This window comes from Bordetella genomosp. 5, assembly GCF_002261315.1.
Classification (GTDB): domain Bacteria; phylum Pseudomonadota; class Gammaproteobacteria; order Burkholderiales; family Burkholderiaceae_B; genus Bordetella.
The window spans coordinates 163,288-183,949 of the sequence record NZ_NEVP01000008.1 but is presented as its reverse complement, the minus strand read 5'-3'; the positions used below and the strand labels follow the sequence as shown (position 1 = coordinate 183,949).

The 20,662-nt window shown below is 68.2% G+C and carries 19 protein-coding genes; 11 read left to right on the top strand and 8 right to left on the bottom strand.

Annotated elements, in window-relative coordinates; all coding sequences use genetic code 11:
* Positions 1-2 precede the first annotated feature (2 nt).
* From CAL25_RS14365 to CAL25_RS14350, 4 genes are all read left to right on the top strand, one after another.
* Positions 3-353: a cupredoxin domain-containing protein gene (locus CAL25_RS14365; RefSeq protein WP_094801114.1), complete on the top strand. Its 351-nt coding sequence runs from the start codon at positions 3-5 to the stop codon at positions 351-353.
* Positions 354-366: 13 nt separating this feature from the next.
* Positions 367-1,212, top strand: a complete 846-nt coding sequence (locus CAL25_RS14360) for an FTR1 family iron permease (protein ID WP_094801112.1) — start codon at positions 367-369, stop codon at positions 1,210-1,212.
* A gap of 45 nt (positions 1,213-1,257) precedes the next feature.
* Entirely contained in the window at positions 1,258-2,679 is a 1,422-nt protein-coding gene (locus CAL25_RS14355) for a 4Fe-4S binding protein (protein WP_094801110.1), read from the top strand.
* A gap of 155 nt (positions 2,680-2,834) precedes the next feature.
* Positions 2,835-3,713, top strand: coding sequence for a PhzF family phenazine biosynthesis protein (locus CAL25_RS14350; protein ID WP_094801108.1), 879 nt, complete (start codon positions 2,835-2,837; stop codon positions 3,711-3,713).
* A gap of 22 nt (positions 3,714-3,735) precedes the next feature.
* Here CAL25_RS14350 and CAL25_RS14345 read toward each other — a convergent pair whose 3' ends face one another.
* Positions 3,736-4,626, bottom strand: a complete 891-nt coding sequence (locus CAL25_RS14345; protein ID WP_094801106.1) for an NAD(P)/FAD-dependent oxidoreductase — start codon at positions 4,624-4,626, stop codon at positions 3,736-3,738.
* 132 nt (positions 4,627-4,758) lie between these two features.
* On the opposite strand from CAL25_RS14345, the gene CAL25_RS14340 reads away from it, so the two are divergent.
* Positions 4,759-5,259 (top strand): Rrf2 family transcriptional regulator, encoded by a 501-nt coding sequence (locus CAL25_RS14340; protein ID WP_094801104.1) that lies wholly within the window; start codon positions 4,759-4,761, stop codon positions 5,257-5,259.
* A 194-nt stretch (positions 5,260-5,453) separates the two neighbouring features.
* Here the strand turns inward: CAL25_RS14340 and CAL25_RS14335 are convergent, their stop codons facing one another.
* The 5 genes from CAL25_RS14335 to cphA (CAL25_RS14315) all read right to left on the bottom strand — a co-directional run bounded on the left by CAL25_RS14335 (position 5,454) and on the right by cphA (CAL25_RS14315) (position 12,101).
* A complete protein-coding gene (locus tag CAL25_RS14335; protein ID WP_094801102.1) occupies positions 5,454-5,789 on the bottom strand; it encodes a BON domain-containing protein in 336 nt (111 codons plus the stop codon).
* 153 nt (positions 5,790-5,942) lie between these two features.
* Entirely contained in the window at positions 5,943-6,107 is a 165-nt protein-coding gene (locus CAL25_RS14330; RefSeq protein WP_094801100.1) for a DUF1328 domain-containing protein, read from the bottom strand.
* An 87-nt stretch (positions 6,108-6,194) separates the two neighbouring features.
* The gene (locus CAL25_RS14325; protein ID WP_094801098.1) at positions 6,195-6,395 is read right to left on the bottom strand and encodes a CsbD family protein; all 201 of its coding nucleotides are present in this window, start codon (positions 6,393-6,395) and stop codon (positions 6,195-6,197) included.
* A 464-nt stretch (positions 6,396-6,859) separates the two neighbouring features.
* Entirely contained in the window at positions 6,860-9,430 is a 2,571-nt protein-coding gene (gene cphA, locus CAL25_RS14320; protein WP_094801096.1) for a cyanophycin synthetase, read from the bottom strand.
* 55 nt (positions 9,431-9,485) lie between these two features.
* Positions 9,486-12,101: a cyanophycin synthetase gene (gene cphA / locus CAL25_RS14315; protein ID WP_094801094.1), complete on the bottom strand. Its 2,616-nt coding sequence runs from the start codon at positions 12,099-12,101 to the stop codon at positions 9,486-9,488.
* A 262-nt stretch (positions 12,102-12,363) separates the two neighbouring features.
* Between cphA (CAL25_RS14315) and CAL25_RS14310 the strand changes: the two genes are divergently transcribed.
* Positions 12,364-14,646: an ABC transporter ATP-binding protein gene (locus CAL25_RS14310; protein ID WP_094801092.1), complete on the top strand. Its 2,283-nt coding sequence runs from the start codon at positions 12,364-12,366 to the stop codon at positions 14,644-14,646.
* Positions 14,647-14,650: 4 nt separating this feature from the next.
* Entirely contained in the window at positions 14,651-15,127 is a 477-nt protein-coding gene (locus CAL25_RS14305) for a DUF1854 domain-containing protein (RefSeq protein WP_094801090.1), read from the top strand.
* A 16-nt stretch (positions 15,128-15,143) separates the two neighbouring features.
* Here CAL25_RS14305 and CAL25_RS14300 read toward each other — a convergent pair whose 3' ends face one another.
* The gene (locus tag CAL25_RS14300) at positions 15,144-16,283 is read right to left on the bottom strand and encodes a GNAT family N-acetyltransferase (RefSeq protein WP_094801088.1); all 1,140 of its coding nucleotides are present in this window, start codon (positions 16,281-16,283) and stop codon (positions 15,144-15,146) included.
* Between the two features lie 101 nt (positions 16,284-16,384).
* On the opposite strand from CAL25_RS14300, the gene CAL25_RS14295 reads away from it, so the two are divergent.
* The 4 genes from CAL25_RS14295 to CAL25_RS14280 all read left to right on the top strand — a co-directional run bounded on the left by CAL25_RS14295 (position 16,385) and on the right by CAL25_RS14280 (position 19,750).
* The gene (locus CAL25_RS14295; RefSeq protein ID WP_094801086.1) at positions 16,385-17,209 is read left to right on the top strand and encodes a ferritin-like domain-containing protein; all 825 of its coding nucleotides are present in this window, start codon (positions 16,385-16,387) and stop codon (positions 17,207-17,209) included.
* Entirely contained in the window at positions 17,206-17,898 is a 693-nt protein-coding gene (locus CAL25_RS14290; RefSeq protein WP_094801084.1) for an MOSC domain-containing protein, read from the top strand. The genes CAL25_RS14295 and CAL25_RS14290 overlap by 4 nt, the downstream gene beginning before the upstream one ends.
* A gap of 35 nt (positions 17,899-17,933) precedes the next feature.
* Positions 17,934-19,178, top strand: a complete 1,245-nt coding sequence (locus CAL25_RS14285; RefSeq protein WP_094801082.1) for a lytic murein transglycosylase — start codon at positions 17,934-17,936, stop codon at positions 19,176-19,178.
* A 152-nt stretch (positions 19,179-19,330) separates the two neighbouring features.
* Positions 19,331-19,750, top strand: coding sequence for a YidB family protein (locus CAL25_RS14280; RefSeq protein WP_094801080.1), 420 nt, complete (start codon positions 19,331-19,333; stop codon positions 19,748-19,750).
* Between the two features lie 5 nt (positions 19,751-19,755).
* Here CAL25_RS14280 and CAL25_RS14275 read toward each other — a convergent pair whose 3' ends face one another.
* A complete protein-coding gene (locus CAL25_RS14275) occupies positions 19,756-20,610 on the bottom strand; it encodes a universal stress protein (protein ID WP_094801079.1) in 855 nt (284 codons plus the stop codon).
* Between the last annotated feature and the right edge of the window lie 52 nt (positions 20,611-20,662).

Below are 20,662 nucleotides of genomic sequence, written 5' to 3'. Positions count from 1 at the left end.
TCGTGCGCGCCTTGTGGGCAGGATTGTTCGCGTGCGTGCTGGCCGTGGCGCTGGCGTGGCCCCAGGCCGCGCGTGCCGCCGAGTTGCCGACGTTCACGCTGACCTTCAAACCCGACGGCACCTTCGAGCCCGCGCGGCTCGAAGTGCCGGCAGGGCGCTTCAAGATCGAACTCATCAACGAGAGCAACGCGCCCGTCGAGTTCGAGAGCATTCCGTTGCGCAAGGAAAAAGTGCTGGGCCCGGGCGTGAAGTCCTTTGTGGTCATCACGATTTCGCGGCCCGGCGAGTATCCGTTCTTCGATGACTTCCACCAGGACGTGAAGGGCACGCTGGTGGTCAAGCCCAAAGACTGAGCGCGAGAGTTTCATGGAACAGGTTCTATTCATCGTCTGGCGCGAAAGCGTCGAAGCCCTGCTCGTCGTGGGCATTCTGTACACCTGGCTGCGCGCCGCGCCGCAAGGGCGCCGCGGCATGCCTTATCTGTGGGGCGGCGTGGCCGCCGGGCTGGCGCTCGCATTGGCGCTGGCGCTGGTGCTGCTGGGCGTGTCCGAGTGGCTGAGCGACGAGGGCCAGGAGTGGTTCCAGGCGGGCATGTCGCTCGTCGCCTGCGCGCTCGTCGTGCAGATGGTGGTCTGGATGAAGCGCCACGGCCGCACCCTCAAGCGAGAGCTCGAAGGCGGTGCGCAGGAGTCTCTCGTCCGGGACAGCTGGTGGGGCCTCTTCGTGCTGGTCATGATCGCCGTGGCGCGCGAGGGCAGCGAGACCGTGGTGTTTCTTTATGGCACGGTGGCGGCCGCGCAACAGGAGGGCGGCGCGCTGGCGCTCACGCTCGCGGGTCTCGGTGGTTTTGCCGTCGCGCTGCTGACGTTCTGGCTGCTGCAGCTGGGCGGCAAGCTCATCACCTGGCGCCGCTTTTTTGTGCTGACCGAAGTGCTCCTGCTGCTGCTCGCCGGTGCGCTGCTGGTCGGTGGCATCGACCGCCTGATCTCGCTCGGCGTCGTGCCGACGCTGGTCGATCCGGTGTGGGACAGCTCGTGGCTGCTCGACGACAGCAGCGGCCTGGGCAAATTGCTGGCGGATTTCGCGGGTTATCGCGCGTTCCCTGCGCTCTCGTCGGTGCTGATCTGGGTGGCCTACTGGGTGGTGGTCTGGCTGTTGCTCGGCCGCGCCAGCCGCGGCGCCGCGGGTCGTCCGGCCCGCGCGGTCTCCTGACATGCCGGAGCGGCACCACCCCGGATGATTCTTTAAGGTTCTACCATGGCAGCTGTGCTCGGGCGGGCGACCGCCCGCTTTGCCGACTTTCTCCGCGACCATGCCCCGTTGCTGCGCAAGCTGCAGTGGGGGATCGTCGCGGTTTACGCTTTTCTGCTCATCGTGCCCGCCTGTCTGCCGCTGCCCGACAACGCGGCATCGGTGGTCGACAACCTGACCATCGTGGCGCAGTTCGCGTTCTGGGGCGTGTGGTGGCCCTTCGTGCTGGTGTCGATGCCGATCCTCGGGCGCGCCTGGTGCGGGTGGCTTTGCCCGGAGGGCATGCTGACGGAGTGGGCCAGCGAGCGCGGCCGCGGCCGCGCGATTCCGAAGTGGATGCGCTGGGGCGGCTGGCCGTTCGTGGCGTTCGCGCTCACCACGGTCTACGGCCAGCTGGTGAGCGTGTATCAGTATCCGCTGGCCGTGCTGGCGGTGCTGGGCGGCTCGACCGTCGCGGCCATGATCGTGGGCTACCTCTACGGCCGCAGCAAGCGCGTGTGGTGCAAGTATCTGTGCCCGGTCAACGGCGTGTTCAATCTGCTCGCCAAGCTGGCGCCCTGGCATTTCAAGGTCAATGAAGAGGCCTGGCGCCATCCGGTGATCCGGATCGAACCGGTCAATTGCGCGCCGCTGGTGCCGCTGCGTCATATGAAGGGGGCCGGGGATTGCCATGTCTGTGGCCGCTGCAGCGACTACCGGGGCGCGATCCAGCTCACGCCGCGCTCGCCCGAAGAAGAAATCGTGCAGGTGGCGCAGGGAGACGGCTGGCAGACCGCGCTCATCTTGTTCGGCCTGATGGGCATCGCGATCGGCGCGTTTCTCTGGAGCGCGAGCCCCTGGTACGTCACGCTCAAGCAATGGGCCGCCACCTGGCTGGTCGAGCACGACATCATGTGGCCGCTGGCGGACAACGCGCCGTGGTTCATCCTCACGCACTATCCCGAGGTGAACGACAGCTTCTCGTGGCTCGACGGCGGGGCGATCCTGGCGTTCTGCGCGGGCAGCACCGTGTGCGTGGGCGGTGTGGCGTGGCTGGCGCTGTGGCTGTCCGATCGCATCGCGCCGCTCACCGCCGCGGTCGTCGCGCCGGCCGATGCCGAACATCCCGACCACGTCGCGCACGGCCGATTCGCCGGCCTGCACAAGCTGGCGCAGGCCCTGATTCCCACGGCGGGCATCGGCGTGTTTCTCGGCCTGTCGGCCACCACGCTCACCCTGCTGCAGCACGAAGGCGTGCGCACGGGCTGGGCCACGCCGGTACGGCTCACGCTGCTGTCGCTCGCGGTGGCCTGGACGCTGCGCCTGCTGTGGCGCGTGCTGGCGCAGCGTGGCCACGGCCTGCCGCGACGCGCGCTCGCGTGGGGCATGGCCGCCGCCGGGCTCGTGCCGTTCTGCCTCGCCTGGTATCTGTTCTTCATCGCCTGGTGAGCGCCAGCACGCCTCGCCGATCGCGGCGGGGCGCTCGCTGTACCGGTGCGCCGGCCCGGCTGTGCCGGCGCGTTTCGGCAGAACTGTATCTGTGAGGCGCGCGGGGCCGCCGGTATAGTGGCCGCTCGTTCGATGTGCCCGAGGAGCGGCCCGCCATGAAGATCTATCGTTATCGTCTGCTCAATGTCTTTGCCGAGTCCACGTTCGGCGGCAATCCGCTGTGCGTGTTCGAAGACGCGCAAGGCATGGACGATGCCACCATGCAGGCCCTGGCGCTGCAGTTCAATCTGTCCGAGACCACGTTCGTGCTGCCGGCCACCGATGGCGCCGATGCACGCGTGCGGATCTTCACGCCCGGCTACGAGATGCGCTTTGCCGGGCATCCCACGCTCGGCACGGCGCATGTCGTGCGTGCGCTGCAAGGCAAGGGCGATCAGGTCAGGCTGTCGTTCCCGGCCGGCATTGTCGGCGTGCGGGCACAAGGCGATACCTGGACGCTCACGGCGCCCACCGAGGGCGCGCCGCGCACGGCGGCGGCCAAGCTCGACCCCGCCACGATTGCGAGCCACCTCGGTCTGGCCGAGTCGGATTTGCTGGATGCACCGCGCTGGGTCGATACCGGCGCGGACCAACTGCTGGTGCCGGTCAAGACCGCCGAGGCGGTGTTGCGCGCGCAACCGGATGGCGCGCGGCTCGATGAATGGGAGCTGTCCAGCCTGGGCCGCCGCACCGCTTATGTGTTCGCGTTCGAAGGCGACGCGCAGGCCGATGGCCGACGCCCCGTGACCGCGCGCTATTTCTTCGCCAAGTCGGGCGGGGGCGTGGCCGAGGACCCGGGCACCGGGTCGGCGTGCGCCAACCTGGGCGGCTGGCTGCTCTCGCGCGGCGAATCCCCGCCGGCCAGCCTGCGCGTGAGCCAGGGCGATCAGGTGTCCCGGCCCTGCCGCCTGCTGCTCGACCTGAGCGCCGAGGGTGCGATCCAGGTCGGAGGCCGCGTGATCGAATTGGGGCAGGGCGAAGTCCGCCTGCCCTGATGCGCTGCCCCCCGCGCCTGCCTCAGTGCGCGGGGAACACGAGCGATCGGTGCACCGCCATGCCGGCCATGGCGCCGTCCGCGACGGCGAGGGACACCGAGCCCGCGGCGCGGATCGCGTCGCCGCAGGCGTACACGCCTTCGACCGTGGTGGCTTTGAGAGCATCGGTGCGCAGCGTCCGGCCCTGGGGCCAGTCGTCCAGGGCGCAGCCCAGGGAGGCGCCGATCGGACTGGCAAGCTCGATCCGGGTCGCGACGAACACGGCGGCGAAAGACAGCGTCCGGCCATCGCCCATGACCACGTCGGCCTTGCCCTCGAGCCGCAGCACGGGCGCGGGTTCGAGCACGACGCCGCGCGCCGCCAGCTGTGCGGCCTGATCCGCATCGGGCACGAACGCCCCATTCAGCAACAGCGTGGTCGGCCCCCAATCCGGCAGCAGCAGGGCCTGGTGCATGGCGAGCGCCGACGTGGCCAGCACGCCGACCGGGCCGCGATCGAGTTCATAGCCATCGCAGTACGGACACATGAAGGCCGATCGGCCCCAGCGCTCGGCTAGACCGGGCAGCTCGGGGAGGTGGTCGCGCAGGCCGGTGGCCAGAATGAGGCGCCGGGCGCGCGCCGCGCCCGTCTTGCCGATTGTCACGCTGAAGCCGCCCTCGATGCGCTCGGCCGATTCCGCCGTGCCGTCGATCCACGTCACCGTGTCGTAGGCCATTAACTGCTGCCGCGCGATATCGGCGATGGCAGCGGGCGACTCGCCGTCCCGGGTCAGAAAGCCATGCGAGTGCGCAGCGTAGCGGTTGCGTCGCTGACCTGCGTCGACGACCAGCACGCGCCGCCGTGCGCGCGCCAATTGCAGAGCGGCGGCCATGCCGGCATAGCTGCCGCCGATGATGAGGGCGTCATGAAACATACGGGCTCCTTGCGTTCGGCCGGTGTGCCGGCCTATCGAAACATTTAAAGTTACGTGATGTGCCGTCATGGTAGCCGCGCGCCGGGCATCACGCAACTTATAATGTTTCGTATTCGACAGGGAGAGCATTCGATGCGAAGCGACAGCCGTCTATCGCGCATGCTGCACGTGCTGCTGCACATGGCGCGGCACGACGCGCCGTACACCTCCGAGCAGATCGCCAAAATGCTAGGCACGAACCCGGTGGTGGTGCGCCGGACCATGGCGGGTCTGCGGCAAGCGGGCTATGTGCGTTCGGAAAAGGGCCACGGTGGCGGATGGTCGCTCGCCTGCGACCTCGCGCAGGTGACGCTGCTCGACGTGCACAACGCCGTCGGCGGGCCGCGCATTTTTGCCATCGGCAACGAGGTCGAGAATCCCGAGTGCGGGGTGGAGCAGGTGGTTAACGCCGCGCTGGACGACGCGCTCAGGCAGGCCGAGGCCCTGCTGGTCGAGCGCCTGGGCCGTATCGCGCTGGCCGATCTGGCGCGCGAATTCGATGTGCTGTGCCGCGAACGGGGCTGGGACGCGAAGCTGGCCGAGCGGATGGCGTGCGAATCGCATGCCGGGGGGGAGCCGCCGGCGGCGGCTTGAAGCGCGGCCGCCCGGCCCGTGTCGTCGCCCGTGGCCGCATGACGACGCGACCTGCACGGTCCCGAGACAGAAAAAAAAACCGGGCCACAGGGGCCCGGAAGATTCGTCCATCGCGGGGATGGACGGGGTCACTCAAAGCAAGACCGCGCGAGGCGGTGCGTGGAGGCCGCTGGCGCGGCCTTCCGGTTGGCCTATTACTTGGCCTTGGCCGGGTCCACCTTGACCTTGTTTTCGACTTGCTTGACGCCGTCGACGCCACGCGCAACCTTGGCGGCGCGGTCGGCCTGGTCGGCGGTGCCGACGGTGCCGGTCAGCGTCACGACGCCGTTGTTGGTTTCCACGGCCACGTCCAGGGCGCTCAGATCCTTCTCGGCCACGATGGCGGCCTTCACCTTGGTGGTGACGGCGGCGTCGCCGGCGTATTCGCCGACCGACTGCTTGGGCTTGCCGTCGTCGGCGGCGTAAGCGGTCGTACCCAGGATGGCGGTGCTGCCGATAGCGATAGCGGCGATCAGTTTGCGAGTGTTCATGGCATTACTCCAGAATGATTTGTTTGTTGGTCTTAGGGGCGTTGCGGGCCTGGCATCGAGGGCCGGTCCGGCCCAGGGGGGCTCACGCGGCGGCCTGTGAGGCCGGGCCAGCATGAGCGCGGATCAGACCGGCGCCAGATGCCACGCCACCGCCTATTTCCTGCGCAGCGCGCCGCTCAGGATGGAGAGCAGGGCCAGGACCAGGAAGACAAAGAACAGGACTTTCGCGATACCGGCAGCGCCGGCGGCGATCCCGCCAAAGCCGAGCACAGCGGCGATGATGGCGATCACGAAGAAGACAGCTGCGTAATACAGCATGATGGTGCTCCTCGGAGGAATTTCCCGATGCGATCGGGGGGCGTACCCTATTCAGCAAGGGGCGTGCCCGAGGCACGCCCCGCGCCATCAACGATTGCGATCAAAGAAGTCGTCCACTTCCTTCTTGGCTTCGTCCTTGGTCTTGCCATAACGCTCCTGGATCAGGCCGGCCAGACGTTCGGCGTTGCCTTCGGTGCGCGTCAGCTCGTCGTCGGTCAGGTCGCCCCAGGCCGCCTTGGCCTTACCGCTCAGTTGCTTCCACTTGCCTGCGATGATGTCGTTGTTCATCTGCCTCTCCTTGCGTTGCTTGGTGACCGATCCACCGTGGCCTGGGTGTCTCGTGCCGCCGGGATGTTTGGTTGCTGATCAGCACGGTTCCTACCGTACGAGGCCCCGGCGCGGCCTGTCAAAGCCGGGGTGTGGGCAAATGTAAGCCCTTGATCGACAACACACTTCTCATGAGCAAGGGTCGTGCCCGAGGTCGCTGTTACAAATGCGATTTCAGTAAAACGCCATAGCGAAAATCGAATTTGTAACGCTTGCCGGGCAATAAACGGGGATGGAGTAAAGCCAGGCGTCAGTTGCATTCAGATAAACAAAACGGCGCTTTCGCGCCGATTAATTAACTGAATGTATCTGGAATGGGGGTGCCGACCGGGCGAAGAGGAGCGAAGAGGGGAGGCGCTGAGGCCGGGCGGAGGGGGCGCGCCGGCCTGCCGTCACGCGGACAGCAGGCCGGGCAGGGGGACGTCTCAGCGGCCGGCCACGCGCTCGGCGATGTGCGCGAGCGCTTCTTCGACCTGGTCGACCAGGATCAGGCAGAGGTCGCCCGGGTTGAGGCGTTCGAGCGCGCGGTCGATGGCGATGAACTCGCCGCGGATCTCTTCGACATGCTTGGCGCGCTGTGCGTTGGCCAGGCCCTGGCGCAACAGCGCGAGCACCTCGCCGTCGGCGCGGCCGCGCTGGCATTGGTCTTCGTAGAGAATCACGTCGTCGAACACATCACCGAGGATCTCGGTCTGGCGGCTGAGATCTTCGTCGCGCCGGTCGCCCGCGCCGCTGATGACCACGCTCAGGCGCTTGGCCGGCATGGCCTGCACCGCCTGCACCAGCGCCAGGATGGCGTCGGGGTTGTGGCCGTAATCGGCGATCAGGGTGGCGCCGCGGTAGTCGAACACGTTGAAGCGGCCCGGCGCCGTGGCGGCGTCGTTGACGAAGCTGGCGAGGCCGTCGCGCACGACCTGCCAATCCAGCCCGAGCGCCCAGGCCGCGCCCACGCAGGCCATGGCGTTTTCGACCTGGAAGGTGATCGCGCCGTCGCGCGTGAGCGGAATGGCGGCCAGCGGCAGGGTGATTTCCTGGGTGCCTTGAGCGGCCACGATGTGGTCGCCATCGCGATAGACCACGCGCTTGCCCTGGGCCCGATGGGTGGCGATCAGGGGATGGTTGCGGTCGAGCGCGAAATAGGTGACCTCGCCCGGGCAGGCGCTGGCCATCTCGGCCACGATGTGATCGCCCGCGTTGAGCACGGCCATGCCGCTGTTCTTCACGTATTGCACGATCACACGCTTGACCACGGCCAGGTCTTCGACGGTGCTGATATAGCCCAGACCCAGGTGGTCGCCCATGCCGATGTTGGTCACGATGGCGACGTCGCAGCGGTCGAAGGCCAGGCCTTCGCGCAGGATGCCCCCGCGCGCGGTTTCGAACACGGCCGCGTCGACCTCGGGATGCAGCAGGATGCGGCGCGCGCTGCGCGGGCCGCTGCAGTCACCGGTGTCGATGCGGCGCTTGCCGACGTACACACCGTCGGAGTTCGTCATGCCGACGTTGTTGCCGGCGCAGGTCAGGAGGTGCGCGCTCAGGCGCACCGTGGTGGTCTTGCCGTTGGTGCCCGCCACCGCGATGACGGGAATCCGCGCATCGTCGCCGTCGGCGAACATCTGGCCCACGATGGCTTCGCCCACCGCGCGGCCCTTGCCGAACGAGGGGTTCAGGTGCATGCGCAGACCCGGCGCCGCGTTGACCTCGACCACGCCGCCGTGCTGGTCTTCGAGCGGCAGATGGACCGTCTCGGCAACCACGTCCACGCCGCAGATGTCCAGGCCGATCATGCGCGCGGCCGTCACGGCGCGGGCGGCCATTTCGGGGTGCACTTCGTCGGTCACGTCGGTGGCGGAGCCGCCGGTGCTCAGGTTCGCGTTGTTGCGCAGCACGACCAGCGTGCCGGCGGGCGGCACCGAGTCGGCCTCGTAACCCTGTTTGCGCAGGGTGGCCAGCGCGATGTCGTCGAAACGGATCTTGGTGAGTGAGGTGGCATGGCCATCGCCGCGCAGCGGGTCGGCATTGACCTGCTCGACCAGTTGGCGGATGGTCTGCACGCCATCGCCGGTGACTTGCGGCGGGTCGCGGCGGGCCGCGGCGACGAGCGTATTGCCCACCACCAGCAGACGGAAGTCGTGGCCCGGAATGTAGCGCTCGACGATCACTTCGGAGCTGATGTCGGAGGCGGCCTCGAAGGCGGCCAGCACGCGCTCGCGCGTTTCGATGTTGACCGCGACACCGCGGCCCTGGCTGCCGTCGCGCGGCTTGACCACCACCGGGCCACCGAGCTCCTGGGCGGCTTCCCAGGCGGCCTCGGCGCTGTCGACCGAGCGGCCGAGCGGGACGGGCACGCCGGCGGCGTCGAGCAGCATCTTGGTCAGGTCTTTATCCTGAGCAATCGATTCGGAGATCGCGCTGGTGCGGTCGGTCTCGGCGGCCTGGATGCGGCGCTGACGCCGGCCCCAGCCGAACTGCACCATGCTGCCCTGCGTGAGGCGATGGTAGGGAATGTTGCGCGCGGTGGCGGCGTTGACGATCGAGCCGGTGCTGGGACCGAGGCGCACGTCTTCGTCGAGCTCGCGCAGGCGGCGCAGCGCGTCGGGCAGGTCGAACGGCGTGTCGGCCTGCGCCGACTCGATCAGCTCGACGGCCAGCGTCATGGCAAGGCGGCCGACTTCTTCTTCGCTGTACTCGACAACGACCTGGAACACGCCGGGTTCGATCGTGGGCGAAGTGCGCCCGAAGGTCACCGGACAGCCCGCATGGGCCTGCAACGACAGCGCGATGATCTGCAGAACGTGGGCCAGCGACACGGAGTCGGCGTGACCCTCGGGCTGTAACAGCCCGAGCTGGGGAAAGCGGGCTCGCAGCCGCGCTTCGAGATCAGGCAGCGACGCCAGCGAACATTCCTGGTCGGCGCAGGAGGCGATTGCCTCGATGGCCGTGTTGCGGCTCCAGAGATTGGGGCCGCGCAGCGCGCGGATGCGAGAAACTTCCATGGCAGGCATTCCTGTCGGGAAAGTGCGCCGTCTTGCGACGGCGCTGAGTCGGTTATCAGTTTTGTTGGATCCAGCGGCGCACCAGGTCTATGGTCGGACCAGAAAACGCTTCATCGGATTGCAGCAGCACGAACTCACCAGCCACCGGCTGCGCGAGCACCCGGAGAATGGCTTGCGCATGGTCGGGTTCGTCGAGAATCTCGACGGTCCGGCCTCCTTGTTCCAGCCCCTGACGCAGCAGCGCGCGCGCCTGACCGGCCGGGCGCTTGCTCTTCACGGTGCAGTCATCGTAGAGGACGACACGATCGAATGCCGCGCCGAGCAGGCGACCCTGCTCGATGAGGTCTTCGTCGCGCCGGTCCTGGCCGGCCGAGTAAACGGCCGTGCGCGACTGGCTGGGAAATTGGTCGACCGACGCGAGCAGCGCGCGCAGACCGGGCACGTTGTGCACGTCGTCGACCACGACGGACACGCCGTCGCGTTCGAACAGCGTGAACTGCCACGGCGCATCGGCCTGGTCGATGTCGAAGGTCTCGATGCTGGCGCGGATCACCTCGACCGGGACGTCGAGCGCCCAGGCCGTGGCCACCGCGGCCAGCACGTTTTCGATCTGGAACTGCACCCGGCCGCCATGGGTGAGCGGCACGGCGGCGATGTCGGCAAGCTGCTCTTCGTCGCGGCCGCGCGCCAGCACGATGCGGCCGTCGCGCACGAACACGGCGCGCTTGCCGAGGGCCACGTGCGAGGCGAGCGCCGGGACGTCGGGCGTGAGCCCGAAGTACATCACTTCGCCGTCGCAGAGCTCGGCCATCTCGACCACGCGCGGGTCGCGGGCGTTGAGCACGCCCACGCCGCCCGGCAGCACCACGTCGATCTGCGTGCGGAACACGTTGAACAGACGGTCGGTTTCGTTGATGTCGAAGTCGCCGAGGTGATCGCCTTCGTCGATGTTGGTGACCACGCCGACCTGGCAGCGGTCGTAGGCCAGGCCCTGGCCGAGGATCACGCCGCTGTCGTTTTCGATCACGGCGGCGTCGACCGAGCGGTTCATCAGCACACGGCGGCCCGCTGCCCAGGTGGCGCAATCGCCCTGCTGGACCGCGTGCTTGTTCAGGTACAGGCCCTCGCTGCAGGCCACGCCGGTCTGCTTGCCGGAGAGGTGCAGGATGCGGCCGACGAGGCGCGCCACCACGGTCTTGCCGTTGGTGCCGGTGATGCCGACGACCGGAATGCGGCCGTACTCGCCGTCGGGGAAGAGATGGTCGACGATCGCGCGGCCGACAGGGCGCGGCGTGCCTTCGGCCGGCTTCAGGTGCATCAGCAGGCCCGGGCCCGCGTTGACTTCGACGATGGCGCCACGCTGTGCCTCGAGCGGCTTGGTAATGTCCTGCACGACCAGGTCGACACCGGCGATGTCCAGGCCCACCACGCGGGCGGCCAGGACGACCAGCTCGGCGATGTCGGGGTGGACCTTGTCGGTCACGTCGAACGCGACGTTGCCGCTGCGCTGAATCAGGACGCGCAGGCCTTCGGCCGGCACGCTGTCGGCGGTGAGGCCCTGGCGCGCGATCTCCAGGCGTGCGGCCGAATCCAGCCGGACCGGATTGAGCGGGTGGTTTTCGGTGCGGCCGCGGCGCGGATCGGTGTTGATCTGGCTCGCGATGAGCTCGTCGACGGTCTGCGTGCCGTCGCCCGTGATCCAGGCTTCTTCGCCGGCGGCGGCGGCCACCATGCGGTCGCCCACGACCAGCAGGCGATGCTCGATGCCCAGCACGAAGCGCTCGACGATCACGCCGCTGCCTTCCTCGACCGCGACGGCGTAGGCCGATTCGACCTCTTCGCGCGTCATGAGGTTGGTGAAGACGCCGCGTCCGTGGTTGCCGTCGTACGGCTTGACCACCACCGGCAGGCCGATGTCCTGCGCGGCGTCCCAGGCGTCTTCGACGGTTTCGACCAGACGGCCCTCGGGCACCGGCACGCCGGCGGTGGAGAGCAGCGACTTGGTGAGATCCTTGTCGCGCGAGATGCCTTCGGCGATGGCGCTGGTGCGGTCGGTCTCGGCGGTCCAGATGCGGCGCTGACGCGCGCCGTAACCGAACTGGACGAGATTGCCCTCAAACAAACGAATATAAGGAATATCGCGATCATCGGCGGCATCGACGATGCAGGCCGTGCTCGGACCCAGGCAATGACGGTCGACCAGGGTGCGCAGGTCGCTCACCGCATCGTCGACGTCGAACGGCCGATCCTCGATGGCCGCCATGACCAGGTCGCGCGCGGCCGCCAGCGCGGCGCGGGTGACCTGTTCGTGCCAGGCGCGCACCACCACCTTGTAGACCCCCACCGTGGACGTCTCGCGGGCCTTGCCGAAGCCGCCCGGAAGGCCGGCCAGGTTCTGCAGCTCGAGCGTGACGTGCTCGAGGATGTGACCGGGCCAGGTGCCTTCGCGCAGGCGCTGCAGGAAGCCTCCGCGCACACCCGGACTGCACCGGTGCTCGATCAGCGTGGGCAGCCAGGCCGTCAACCGCTCGTAGAAGCCGGGAATGACATTCGACGGGTAGTTTTCCAACTCGCCGATGTCGACCCAGGCTTCCAGCACCGGTCGGTACGTCCAAATGTTCGGGCCGCGCAAAGCCACGACATCGAGAAATTCAATGTCCTTTTTTTTCATGGATGCTTGGGGTGCGTTTACACATAGGCAGGGGAGGGATTTCCCGGGGCAGGCCGTAGAGCCAGACTGGTGCCGGACGGGGTGTAGCCTATGTGTGGTGAGTGGAGATTTCCTACGGTGGAAAATACGAAAATCGGCTGCTACTATACGCCGCCTTTTTGCCCATATAAACTCGCGCTGTTGTAAGGAACGGACACGTTTTCGGTCCGTGGCCTGAGTAGATGACTCATGGCCGGCTGGGAGCGGTGTAATACGCGTTCTGATGAAAAATCACCAAACAACTTCCGGCGCCAACACGCGCGAGTTGCCCTCGTCGTGGCGGGCCGAGGCCGACGCCCAATTGGGCGAGGGCGAGTCCATCCTGGCGTGGCTCGAAACCGACCTCGACGCGCGCCTGCGGTACGCGAGCGGGTTGGTGCTCGCCACCGACCAGCGCCTGCTGGCCCGCGACGCCGACGGCCTCTGGCAGGCCTGGTCCTATTCCAGCGCGCTGCGGCTCAATCTGCACGACCACGCCGGGGCGGCCAGCCTAGAGCTCGATGACGGCACCCAGCGTCTCGGGCTCTGGCGCTTCACGCTGGGCCGCAATCCCGCCGCGCTGCGTCTGCTGGGCCAATTCGAAAGCCAGCAGGCGTTGCGCCTGTCCAACAGGCCGGCCGCCGACGCCGACGTCCATGTCTGCCCGACCTGTCAGGCGCTGCTGAGCGCCGACCAGGAGGAGTGTCCGCACTGCGACGGCGAACCCGCCGAGGCGCCGTCGACCTGGGCGCTGCTGCGCCTGTGGCGCTTCGCCCGGCCCTACCGCCTGCCGCTCCTGGTCGGTTTCCTGCTCACGCTGCTGGGTACCGCCGCCACGCTGGTGGCGCCGTACCTCACCATGCCGCTGATGGACGAGGTGCTGATCCCCTACCAGAACGGCGAGGTGATCGACTACAACAAGGTGCGGCTGTATCTCGGTGGTCTGCTCGCCTCGGCCATCCTGGCGTGGGCGCTGGGCTGGGCCCGCACGTACATCCTGGCCTGGGTCAGCGAGCGTATCGGCGCCGATCTGCGCACGACCACCTACGAGCATCTGCAGCACCTGTCGCTCGAGTATTTCGGCGGCAAGCGCACCGGCGATCTGATGGCGCGCATCGGCAGCGAGACCGACCGCATCTGCGTGTTCCTGTCGCTGCACCTGCTCGATTTCGCCAACGATGTGCTGATGATCGTCATGACCTCGGCCATCCTCTTCACGATCAATCCGTGGCTCGCCTTGGTCACGCTGGTGCCGCTGCCGTTCATCATGTGGATGATCCACGTGGTGCGCGATCGTCTGCGGCATGGCTTCGAGAAGGTCGATCGCATCTGGTCCGAGATCACCAACGTCCTGGCCGATACGATTCCCGGCATCCGCGTGGTGAAGGCGTTTGCCCAGGAAAAGCGCGAAGTGCAGCGCTTTCGCGAGGCCAACAACCGCAACCTCGAAGTCAACGATCGCGTGAACACCGTGTGGTCGCTGTTTTCGCCGACCGTCACGCTGCTCACCGAGATCGGTTTGCTGGTGGTGTGGATCTTCGGCATCTGGCAGGTCTCGCAGAATCAGATCACCGTGGGCGTGCTCGCGGCCTTCCTGGCCTATATCGGGCGCTTCTACACGCGGCTCGATTCGATGAGCCGCATCGTGTCCGTCACGCAAAAGGCGGCGGCGGGCGCGAAGCGCATCTTCGATATTCTCGATCACGTCTCGAGCGTGCCGGAGCCCGCGCGGCCCGTCGCGCTGCCGCACGTGCAGGGGCACATCAAGCTGCGTGACGTCGGCTTCCGCTATGGCAACCGCCAGGTGATCCGTGGCCTGAACCTCGACATCGCGCCCGGCGAGATGATCGGCCTGGTCGGCCATAGCGGTTCGGGCAAGAGCACGCTGATCAACCTGATCTGCCGCTTCTACGACGTCTCGGAGGGCTCGGTGCTGGTCGACGGCACCGACATCCGCTCGCTGCGCGTGTCGGATTACCGCCGGCATATCGGGCTGGTGCTGCAGGAGCCGTTCCTGTTCTTCGGCACCATCGCCGACAACATCGCCTACGGCAAGCCCGAGGCGACGCGCGAAGAGATCATCGCCGCGGCGCGCGCCGCGCATGCGCACGACTTCATTCTGCGCTTGCCCCATGGCTACGATTCGCTCGTGGGCGAGCGGGGCCAGGCCCTGTCGGGCGGCGAACGGCAGCGCATCTCGATCGCCCGCGCATTGCTGATCGACCCCCGCATCCTGATCCTCGACGAAGCGACGTCCTCGGTCGATACCACCACCGAGAAAGAAATCCAGAAGGCGCTCGACAATCTGGTGCGTGGCCGCACCACCATCGCGATCGCCCACCGTCTGTCGACCCTGCGCCGCGCCAACCGGCTGGTGGTGCTGGATCGCGGCCAGGTGATCGAAGAAGGGCCGCACGAGGCGCTGATGGCGCGCGAGGGCGCGTACTACCGCCTCTATCAGGCCCAGGCCCGCAACAACGATTCCGAAAACGGCGAAGACGATGACGACATCGTCGCCGTCGCATAACGCCATGGCGCATTCACTTTCCAATCTGCGGCTGCAGCGCAATGCCATGGGCCGCCTGGTCTTCCAGGAAGAGTCGGGCGCGGTGCACGAGGGCGTCTATCCGGTGCGCGCGTTTCCGGTGAGCGATCCGCGCGGCGGCCTGTCGCTCATGAGCGCAGATGGTCACGAGCTGGTGTGGATCGGCGACATGGCCGCGCTGGCGCCAGCGGCGCGCGAGCTGCTCGATGCGGAGCTGGCCGGGCGCGAGTTCATGCCCGAGATCAAGCGCATCGTGGCGGTGTCCACCTACGCGACGCCCTCGACCTGGAAGGTCTCGACGGATCGCGGCGACGTGTCGTTCGTGCTGCGCGGCGAAGAAGACATTCGCCGGCTGACCGGCCACACCTTGCTGATCTCCGACAGCCACGGGATCCACTATCTGATCCGCGACGCGCTGGCCCTCGATCGCCACAGCCGCAAGCTGCTCGACCGCTTTCTCTGAGGCGGGCCGGCGCGGCTCAGCGTTCGCGCCGAAACGGCGTGTGGTGCGCGAGCGCATCCCGGTAGGCATCCACCGAGCGCGTTTCATCAGTCAGGAATTCGTCGATCGCCGCCTCGAAGCGGGGATCGGCGATCCAGTGCGCCGACCACGTCGGCACCGGCATCAGCCCGCGCGCCATCTTGTGTTCGCCCTGCGCGCCGCCCTCGAAGGCCCGCAGCCCGTGCGCGATGCAGTATTCGATCGCCTGCATGTAGCAGGTCTCGAAGTGCAGGCCCGAAATGAATTCGCGGGTGCCCCAGTAGCGGCCGTAGAGCACATCGTCGCCGCGCAGATTGAGCGCCGCGGCGACCGGCTCGGGTTCGCCCTCGCGTTCCGCCAGCACCAGCATCAGCTGCCCGGGCATCTCGCGATGCAGCCGTTCGAAGAAGGCGCGGGTGAGATAGGGCGGATTGCCGTGCTGAAAGTAGGTCCGGCAGTAGCAGGCATAGAAAAAATCGAGATTGTCGGCGGTGATGTCGGGACCGTCGAGGCGACGGAACCGCACGCCGGCGGCCGCGACCCGCTTGCGGTCCTGCAGCAGCTTCTTGCGCTTGTCGTGATTGAACGCGGCCAGAAAGGCGGCCATGTCCGGATGGCCCGCGTTCTGCCAATGGAACTGCACGCCTTCGCGCACCAGACAGCCGGCGCGCGCCAGCGCATCGCGCTCGTCGGGATCCGGAAACAGCACATGCAGCGACGAGACCTTGAGGGCGCGCGCGAGCCCGACCAGGCCCTCGGCCAGCGCGTCGCGCTCGGCGGGCGTGCGCGCCAGCAGGCGGCGGCCGGGCACCGGCGTGAACGGCACGGCGGCCAGCAGCTTCGGGTAGTAGCGCAGGCCATGACGCTCGTAGGCATCGGCCCAGGCAAAGTCGAACACGTATTCGCCGCGGGAGTGCGTCTTGAGGTAGAGCGGCACCGCGCCGGCCAGCGCCTCGTCATGACGCAGCGTCAGGTAGTACGGCGTCCAGCCGGTGCGCGGCGTGGCGCAGCCCGTCTCGTGCAGCGCATGCAGATAGGCATGTTGCAGACAGGGGTGACCGTCCGTCAGGGCGTTCCACGCGTCGGGATCGATGGCGGCGAGCGAGGATTCGATGCAAAGGCGATACGCGGGGTCCATGGCGCAATGATAAAGTCTGCCGGTGTCCGTGCCGGGGTAGCCGTGCGCGGGCCGAGGTTATTGCATCGCCCGGCCACCGCGCCGGGCTCGCTCTTGCGGATATGGACATGAATGCAGTTGCGCCGCAGCCCACGCTGCGCTCCCTGGCGCTGAACGCGCTGTGCGCCGCCGAATGGCCGGCCAAGCTGGCGGCCGTGGCGGCGATCGGCAACGACCTGCCGCCCGGCGCCGACGCCGTGCTCGCCGAGCCGGCCGGCCTGCCGGGACGCCCGCGTGCGCCCGAGCTGGTGCCGCCCGTGCAGGTGCGGCAGCGCTCGGTCCAGACGCCCGAGGGGCGCGCCGCCTTGCTGCATGCCCTGGCCCACATCGAGTTCAACGCGATCAATCTGGCGCTCGACGCGATCTGGCGCTACCGGGGGCTGCCGGCGGCCTTTTACCGCGACTGGCTTTTCGTCGCCCGCGAAGAGGCCTATCACTTCGACCTGCTCAATCGCCATCTCGGCACGCTCGGCCATGCCTACGGCGATTTCCCGGCGCATAACGGCCTGTGGGACATGGCCGACCGCACCCGCGATGATCTGCTCGCGCGGCTGGCGCTGGTGCCGCGCACGCTGGAGGCGCGCGGGCTCGACGCATCACCGCTCATCCGCGACAAGCTGGCGCGCGCCGGCGACGCCGAGGGGGCGGCCATCCTCGATATCATTCTGCGCGACGAGATCGGCCATGTGGCGATCGGCAATCGCTGGTACCGGCAGGTTTGCGCCGAGCGCGGTCTGGCGCCGGTGGCGCAGTACGCCGAGCTGGCGGCGCGTTATGGCGCGCCACGTCAGCGCGGACCCTTCAATGTCGAGGCGCGCCGCGCGGCCGGATTCGACGACGAGGAATTGGCGGCGCTGGTCGCCGGAACGCCCCAGGAGACGACATGAGTGGCTGGATCATCGATGCGGTGCTGACCGGCGCCGTGGCGCCGCTGGGCGATAGCGGCAAACGCAGCGCCATCGCCAAGACGGCCTTGAGCGGCCCCGTGCGCGTGGGCCGCCTCGGCCTCGCGGGCGACGAGCAGGCCGATCCGCGCTTTCATGGTGGCCCCGAGAAAGCGGTGCACCACTACGCCTACGACCATTATCCGGCCTGGCGGGAGCGCCTCGGCGAGCGCGCGGTGCTGCGTCAGCCCGGCGCCTTCGGCGAGAACATCAGCACCCGCGGCCTGACCGAACACGAGGTCTGCATCGGCGATGTGTACCGCTGTGGCGACCTGGTGCTGCAGGTGTCGCAGGCGCGTCAGCCCTGCTGGAAGCTCGATGTGCGGTTCGACCACAAGGGCATGGCCGCGCAGGTGCAGCAGGGCGGCCGCACCGGTTGGTATTACCGCGTGCTCGAAGAGGGGATGCTCGCACCCGGCGCCACGCTCGTGCTCGCCGAGCGGCCGCGGCCGAACTGGCCCCTGGCGCGGATCCAGGACGTGCTCAATCGTCGTCTGGTCGAAGGCGACGCGCTGGCCGAGCTGGCCGAGATGCCGGAGCTGTCGCCAGGGTGGCGGACGCTGTTCGCCAAGCGGCGGGACGCCGGCCTGGCCGAAGACTGGACCCGGCGACTGCAAGGTGACGGCTTGTGACACCGTGTCCGCGGGGCTGCGTTTAGAATCTCCGCATGAACCGACACGCCATCACGACCCGCCGATTCCTGTCTCAATTCGCCGCCATCACGGCGCTCACCGCCGCCGGCGCCGTCCAGGCCCAGGCCACGCCCGAGGCGCCCAGCGAGGCCGACCTCAAAACTTATGCCAGTTGCCTGGCCACCTTGCGGCCCGAGGCCATCAAGGCGGGGGTGAGCGGCGCCACGTTCGACCAGCACACGAAGTCGCTCACGCCCGACATGGCCGTGATCGGCTTCCTCGACGCCCAGCCCGAATTCAAGACGCCGATCTGGGATTACCTGGCGAGCCTGGTCGACGAGGAGCGCATCCACGACGGCCAGCAGGGCCTCGAAGAATGGTCCAAGGAGCTGGCGCAGATCGAGCGTCAATATGGCGTGGATCCTGCCACGGTGGTGGCCGTCTGGGGCGTGGAGAGCAACTTCGGCCAGAATCTCGGTGGCCGGCCGCTACTCACCTCGCTCTCGACGCTCTCGTGCTTCGGCCGGCGCCAGGCCTATTTCCGCGGCGAGCTCTACGCCACGCTCAAGATCATCCAGGACGAACACGTCAAGCCCGAACGCCTGAACGGCTCGTGGGCCGGCGCCTTCGGCCAGACGCAGTTCATGCCGTCCACCTATCTGCGGCTGGCGGTCGACTTCGACGGCGATGGCCGCCGCGATCTGGTCGACAGCAAGCCCGACGCGCTCGCGTCCACGGCCAATTTCCTGAAGCGGGCCGGCTGGAATCCCGCCTTGACCTGGGGTTTCGAGGTCACCGTGCCCGCCGGCATGGACACCAGCGGCGCGGGTCGCCGCAACAAGAAGCCCATGTCGCAGTGGGCCGCGCAGGGCATCAAGCGCGCCGATGGCCGCGCCTTGCCGTCCGGCGATCAGCAGGTGGGCCTGCTGCTGCCGGCCGGGGTGCAGGGGCCGGCCTTCCTGGTCACGCGCAACTTCGATGCGCTCTATTCGTACAACGCGGCCGAGAGCTACGCGCTCGCGATCGCCCACCTGTCGGATCGCCTGCGCGGCGGCATGCCGTTCGCCCGCGCATGGCCCACCGATGATCCGGGCCTGTCGCGCGCCGAGCGCCGCGAACTGCAGGAGCTGCTGGTGGCGCGCGGCTACGACATCGGCAAGCCCGATGGCGTGATCGGCACCCGCACCCGCCAGGCGCTGCAGGAAGAGCAGCGCAAGCTCGGGCTGCCCGACGACGGGCGCGCCGGCCAGAAAACCTTGCGCGCCATGCGAGCCAAGTAAGGCCCGCGCCGGGGTGGGCGGAGTTCTCCGCCATCCCCGGCGTTGTTGCACGATTCGTTGCAATTGCAGCAAATCCGGGCCGGCGCGATGCCGGCCCCTCACGCTAGACTGCCTGAGTCCGGGGCGTGTCCCCCCTTGATGAGGAGTGCGTGATGAGTCTGTTGAACACCCTTTCCACGCTGGCGGGCAGCCAGGCCGGCAGCGCCGCATCCCTGATCCCCGCGCTCATCGAACAGATCAACAAGTATCCCGGTGGTCTTTCCGGGCTCGTCGAGCGCTTCCAGAAGGGCGGCCTGGGCGACGTGGTGAGCTCGTGGGTTGGTACCGGCCCGAATCTGCCGGTCTCGGCGCAGCAGCTCGACGGCGTGCTGGACCCCGGCATGGTCGACGCCGTCGCGACCCGTACCGGCCAGGAGCGCGGTTCGGTGCTGGAGTCGCTCACCTCCCTGTTGCCCAAGCTGGTCGACCAGGCCACGCCCGACGGCGCGCTGGGCGCCGGCCAGGGGCTCGATCCCGCCAAACTGCTCGGCTCGTTGGCGGGTCTGCTCGACGGGCGCGGCCAGGCCGGCTGAACGCGTCAGCGCAGAATCAGCAGGTTGGTCGGCGCCTGATTGAGCAGGGCGGTGGTGGTGCTGCCCAAAACCCACTGCCGGATGCGCGAGTGGCCATAGGCGCCCATCACCAGCAGGTCCATGCCGGCCTCGCGCGCATGCGCGACCAGCGCGGCGGCCGGCTCGCCCTGGCGCTGCACGCCTTCGGTGGCGAAGCCCGCCTGGGTCAGGGCCGAGCGCGCCCACTGCAGCGCCTCGGCGCACACGCCCCGATCGGCGTGCACGACCACCACATGACATTCCAGCCCCACCAGCAGCGGGCTGCGGCTGACGGCCTCGACCGTGTGCCGCGACGTCTCGCTGCCGTCGAAGGCGACCATGAAGCGCGCGGGCGGCTGAAATGGCCGGTTGGCCACCAGCACCGGCCGGCGCAGCGCCCGCACCGAGGCCTCCAGCTTGTGGTCGGGCAGCAGGCGCGACGTGCGCGGCGGGCCGCTGTGCGGGCCCATCACGAAGAGCCGGGTGTCGGCCTCGAGCTCCAGCAGCGTATCCACCAGCAGCCCCTGGCGCTGGCGCCCATCGGTACGTAGCGCACCGCCGTCGCGGGCACGCTGGATCGCGGCCTCGAGGCGTTGCTGCCCGTGTTGCCGGGCCAGTTCGTAACGCCGTTTGTCGAGCTCGGCGAGTTCCAGGAGCAGGGTTTCTTGCGCTCCGATCCAGATGCCGCCGCCCAGATCGGAGATCGGCGCCGTTTCGGGCTGGTATTCGAGCACGTGCAGGAACTCGAGATCGGTGTCGAGCCGCTGCGCGGCCCAGATGGCGTGATCGCAGACATCCTCGGCCCGAGGGGTGTCTGCAATACAGGCGATGACGTGTTTCATGGCCTTCTCCTGGTCGCGGCGCGGGCGGGGCCCGCGGGACGGCGCTGTCCCC

Excerpts from the sequence above, each read along its gene's own strand:
- CAL25_RS14360 (WP_094801112.1), top strand. The coding sequence starts at position 367 with ATGGAACAGGTTCTATTCATCGTCTGGCGCGAAAGCGTCGAAGCCCTG.
- CAL25_RS14355 (WP_094801110.1), top strand. The coding sequence starts at position 1,258 with ATGGCAGCTGTGCTCGGGCGGGCGACCGCCCGCTTTGCCGACTTTCTC.
- CAL25_RS14350 (WP_094801108.1), top strand. The coding sequence starts at position 2,835 with ATGAAGATCTATCGTTATCGTCTGCTCAATGTCTTTGCCGAGTCCACG.
- CAL25_RS14345 (WP_094801106.1), bottom strand. The coding sequence starts at position 4,626 with ATGTTTCATGACGCCCTCATCATCGGCGGCAGCTATGCCGGCATGGCC.
- CAL25_RS14340 (WP_094801104.1), top strand. The coding sequence starts at position 4,759 with ATGCGAAGCGACAGCCGTCTATCGCGCATGCTGCACGTGCTGCTGCAC.
- CAL25_RS14335 (WP_094801102.1), bottom strand. The coding sequence starts at position 5,789 with ATGAACACTCGCAAACTGATCGCCGCTATCGCTATCGGCAGCACCGCC.
- CAL25_RS14330 (WP_094801100.1), bottom strand. The coding sequence starts at position 6,107 with ATGCTGTATTACGCAGCTGTCTTCTTCGTGATCGCCATCATCGCCGCT.
- CAL25_RS14325 (WP_094801098.1), bottom strand. The coding sequence starts at position 6,395 with ATGAACAACGACATCATCGCAGGCAAGTGGAAGCAACTGAGCGGTAAG.
- cphA (WP_094801096.1), bottom strand. The coding sequence starts at position 9,430 with ATGGAAGTTTCTCGCATCCGCGCGCTGCGCGGCCCCAATCTCTGGAGC.
- cphA (WP_094801094.1), bottom strand. The coding sequence starts at position 12,101 with ATGAAAAAAAAGGACATTGAATTTCTCGATGTCGTGGCTTTGCGCGGC.
- CAL25_RS14310 (WP_094801092.1), top strand. The coding sequence starts at position 12,364 with ATGAAAAATCACCAAACAACTTCCGGCGCCAACACGCGCGAGTTGCCC.
- CAL25_RS14305 (WP_094801090.1), top strand. The coding sequence starts at position 14,651 with ATGGCGCATTCACTTTCCAATCTGCGGCTGCAGCGCAATGCCATGGGC.
- CAL25_RS14300 (WP_094801088.1), bottom strand. The coding sequence starts at position 16,283 with ATGGACCCCGCGTATCGCCTTTGCATCGAATCCTCGCTCGCCGCCATC.
- CAL25_RS14295 (WP_094801086.1), top strand. The coding sequence starts at position 16,385 with ATGGACATGAATGCAGTTGCGCCGCAGCCCACGCTGCGCTCCCTGGCG.
- CAL25_RS14290 (WP_094801084.1), top strand. The coding sequence starts at position 17,206 with ATGAGTGGCTGGATCATCGATGCGGTGCTGACCGGCGCCGTGGCGCCG.
- CAL25_RS14285 (WP_094801082.1), top strand. The coding sequence starts at position 17,934 with ATGAACCGACACGCCATCACGACCCGCCGATTCCTGTCTCAATTCGCC.
- CAL25_RS14280 (WP_094801080.1), top strand. The coding sequence starts at position 19,331 with ATGAGTCTGTTGAACACCCTTTCCACGCTGGCGGGCAGCCAGGCCGGC.
- CAL25_RS14275 (WP_094801079.1), bottom strand. The coding sequence starts at position 20,610 with ATGAAACACGTCATCGCCTGTATTGCAGACACCCCTCGGGCCGAGGAT.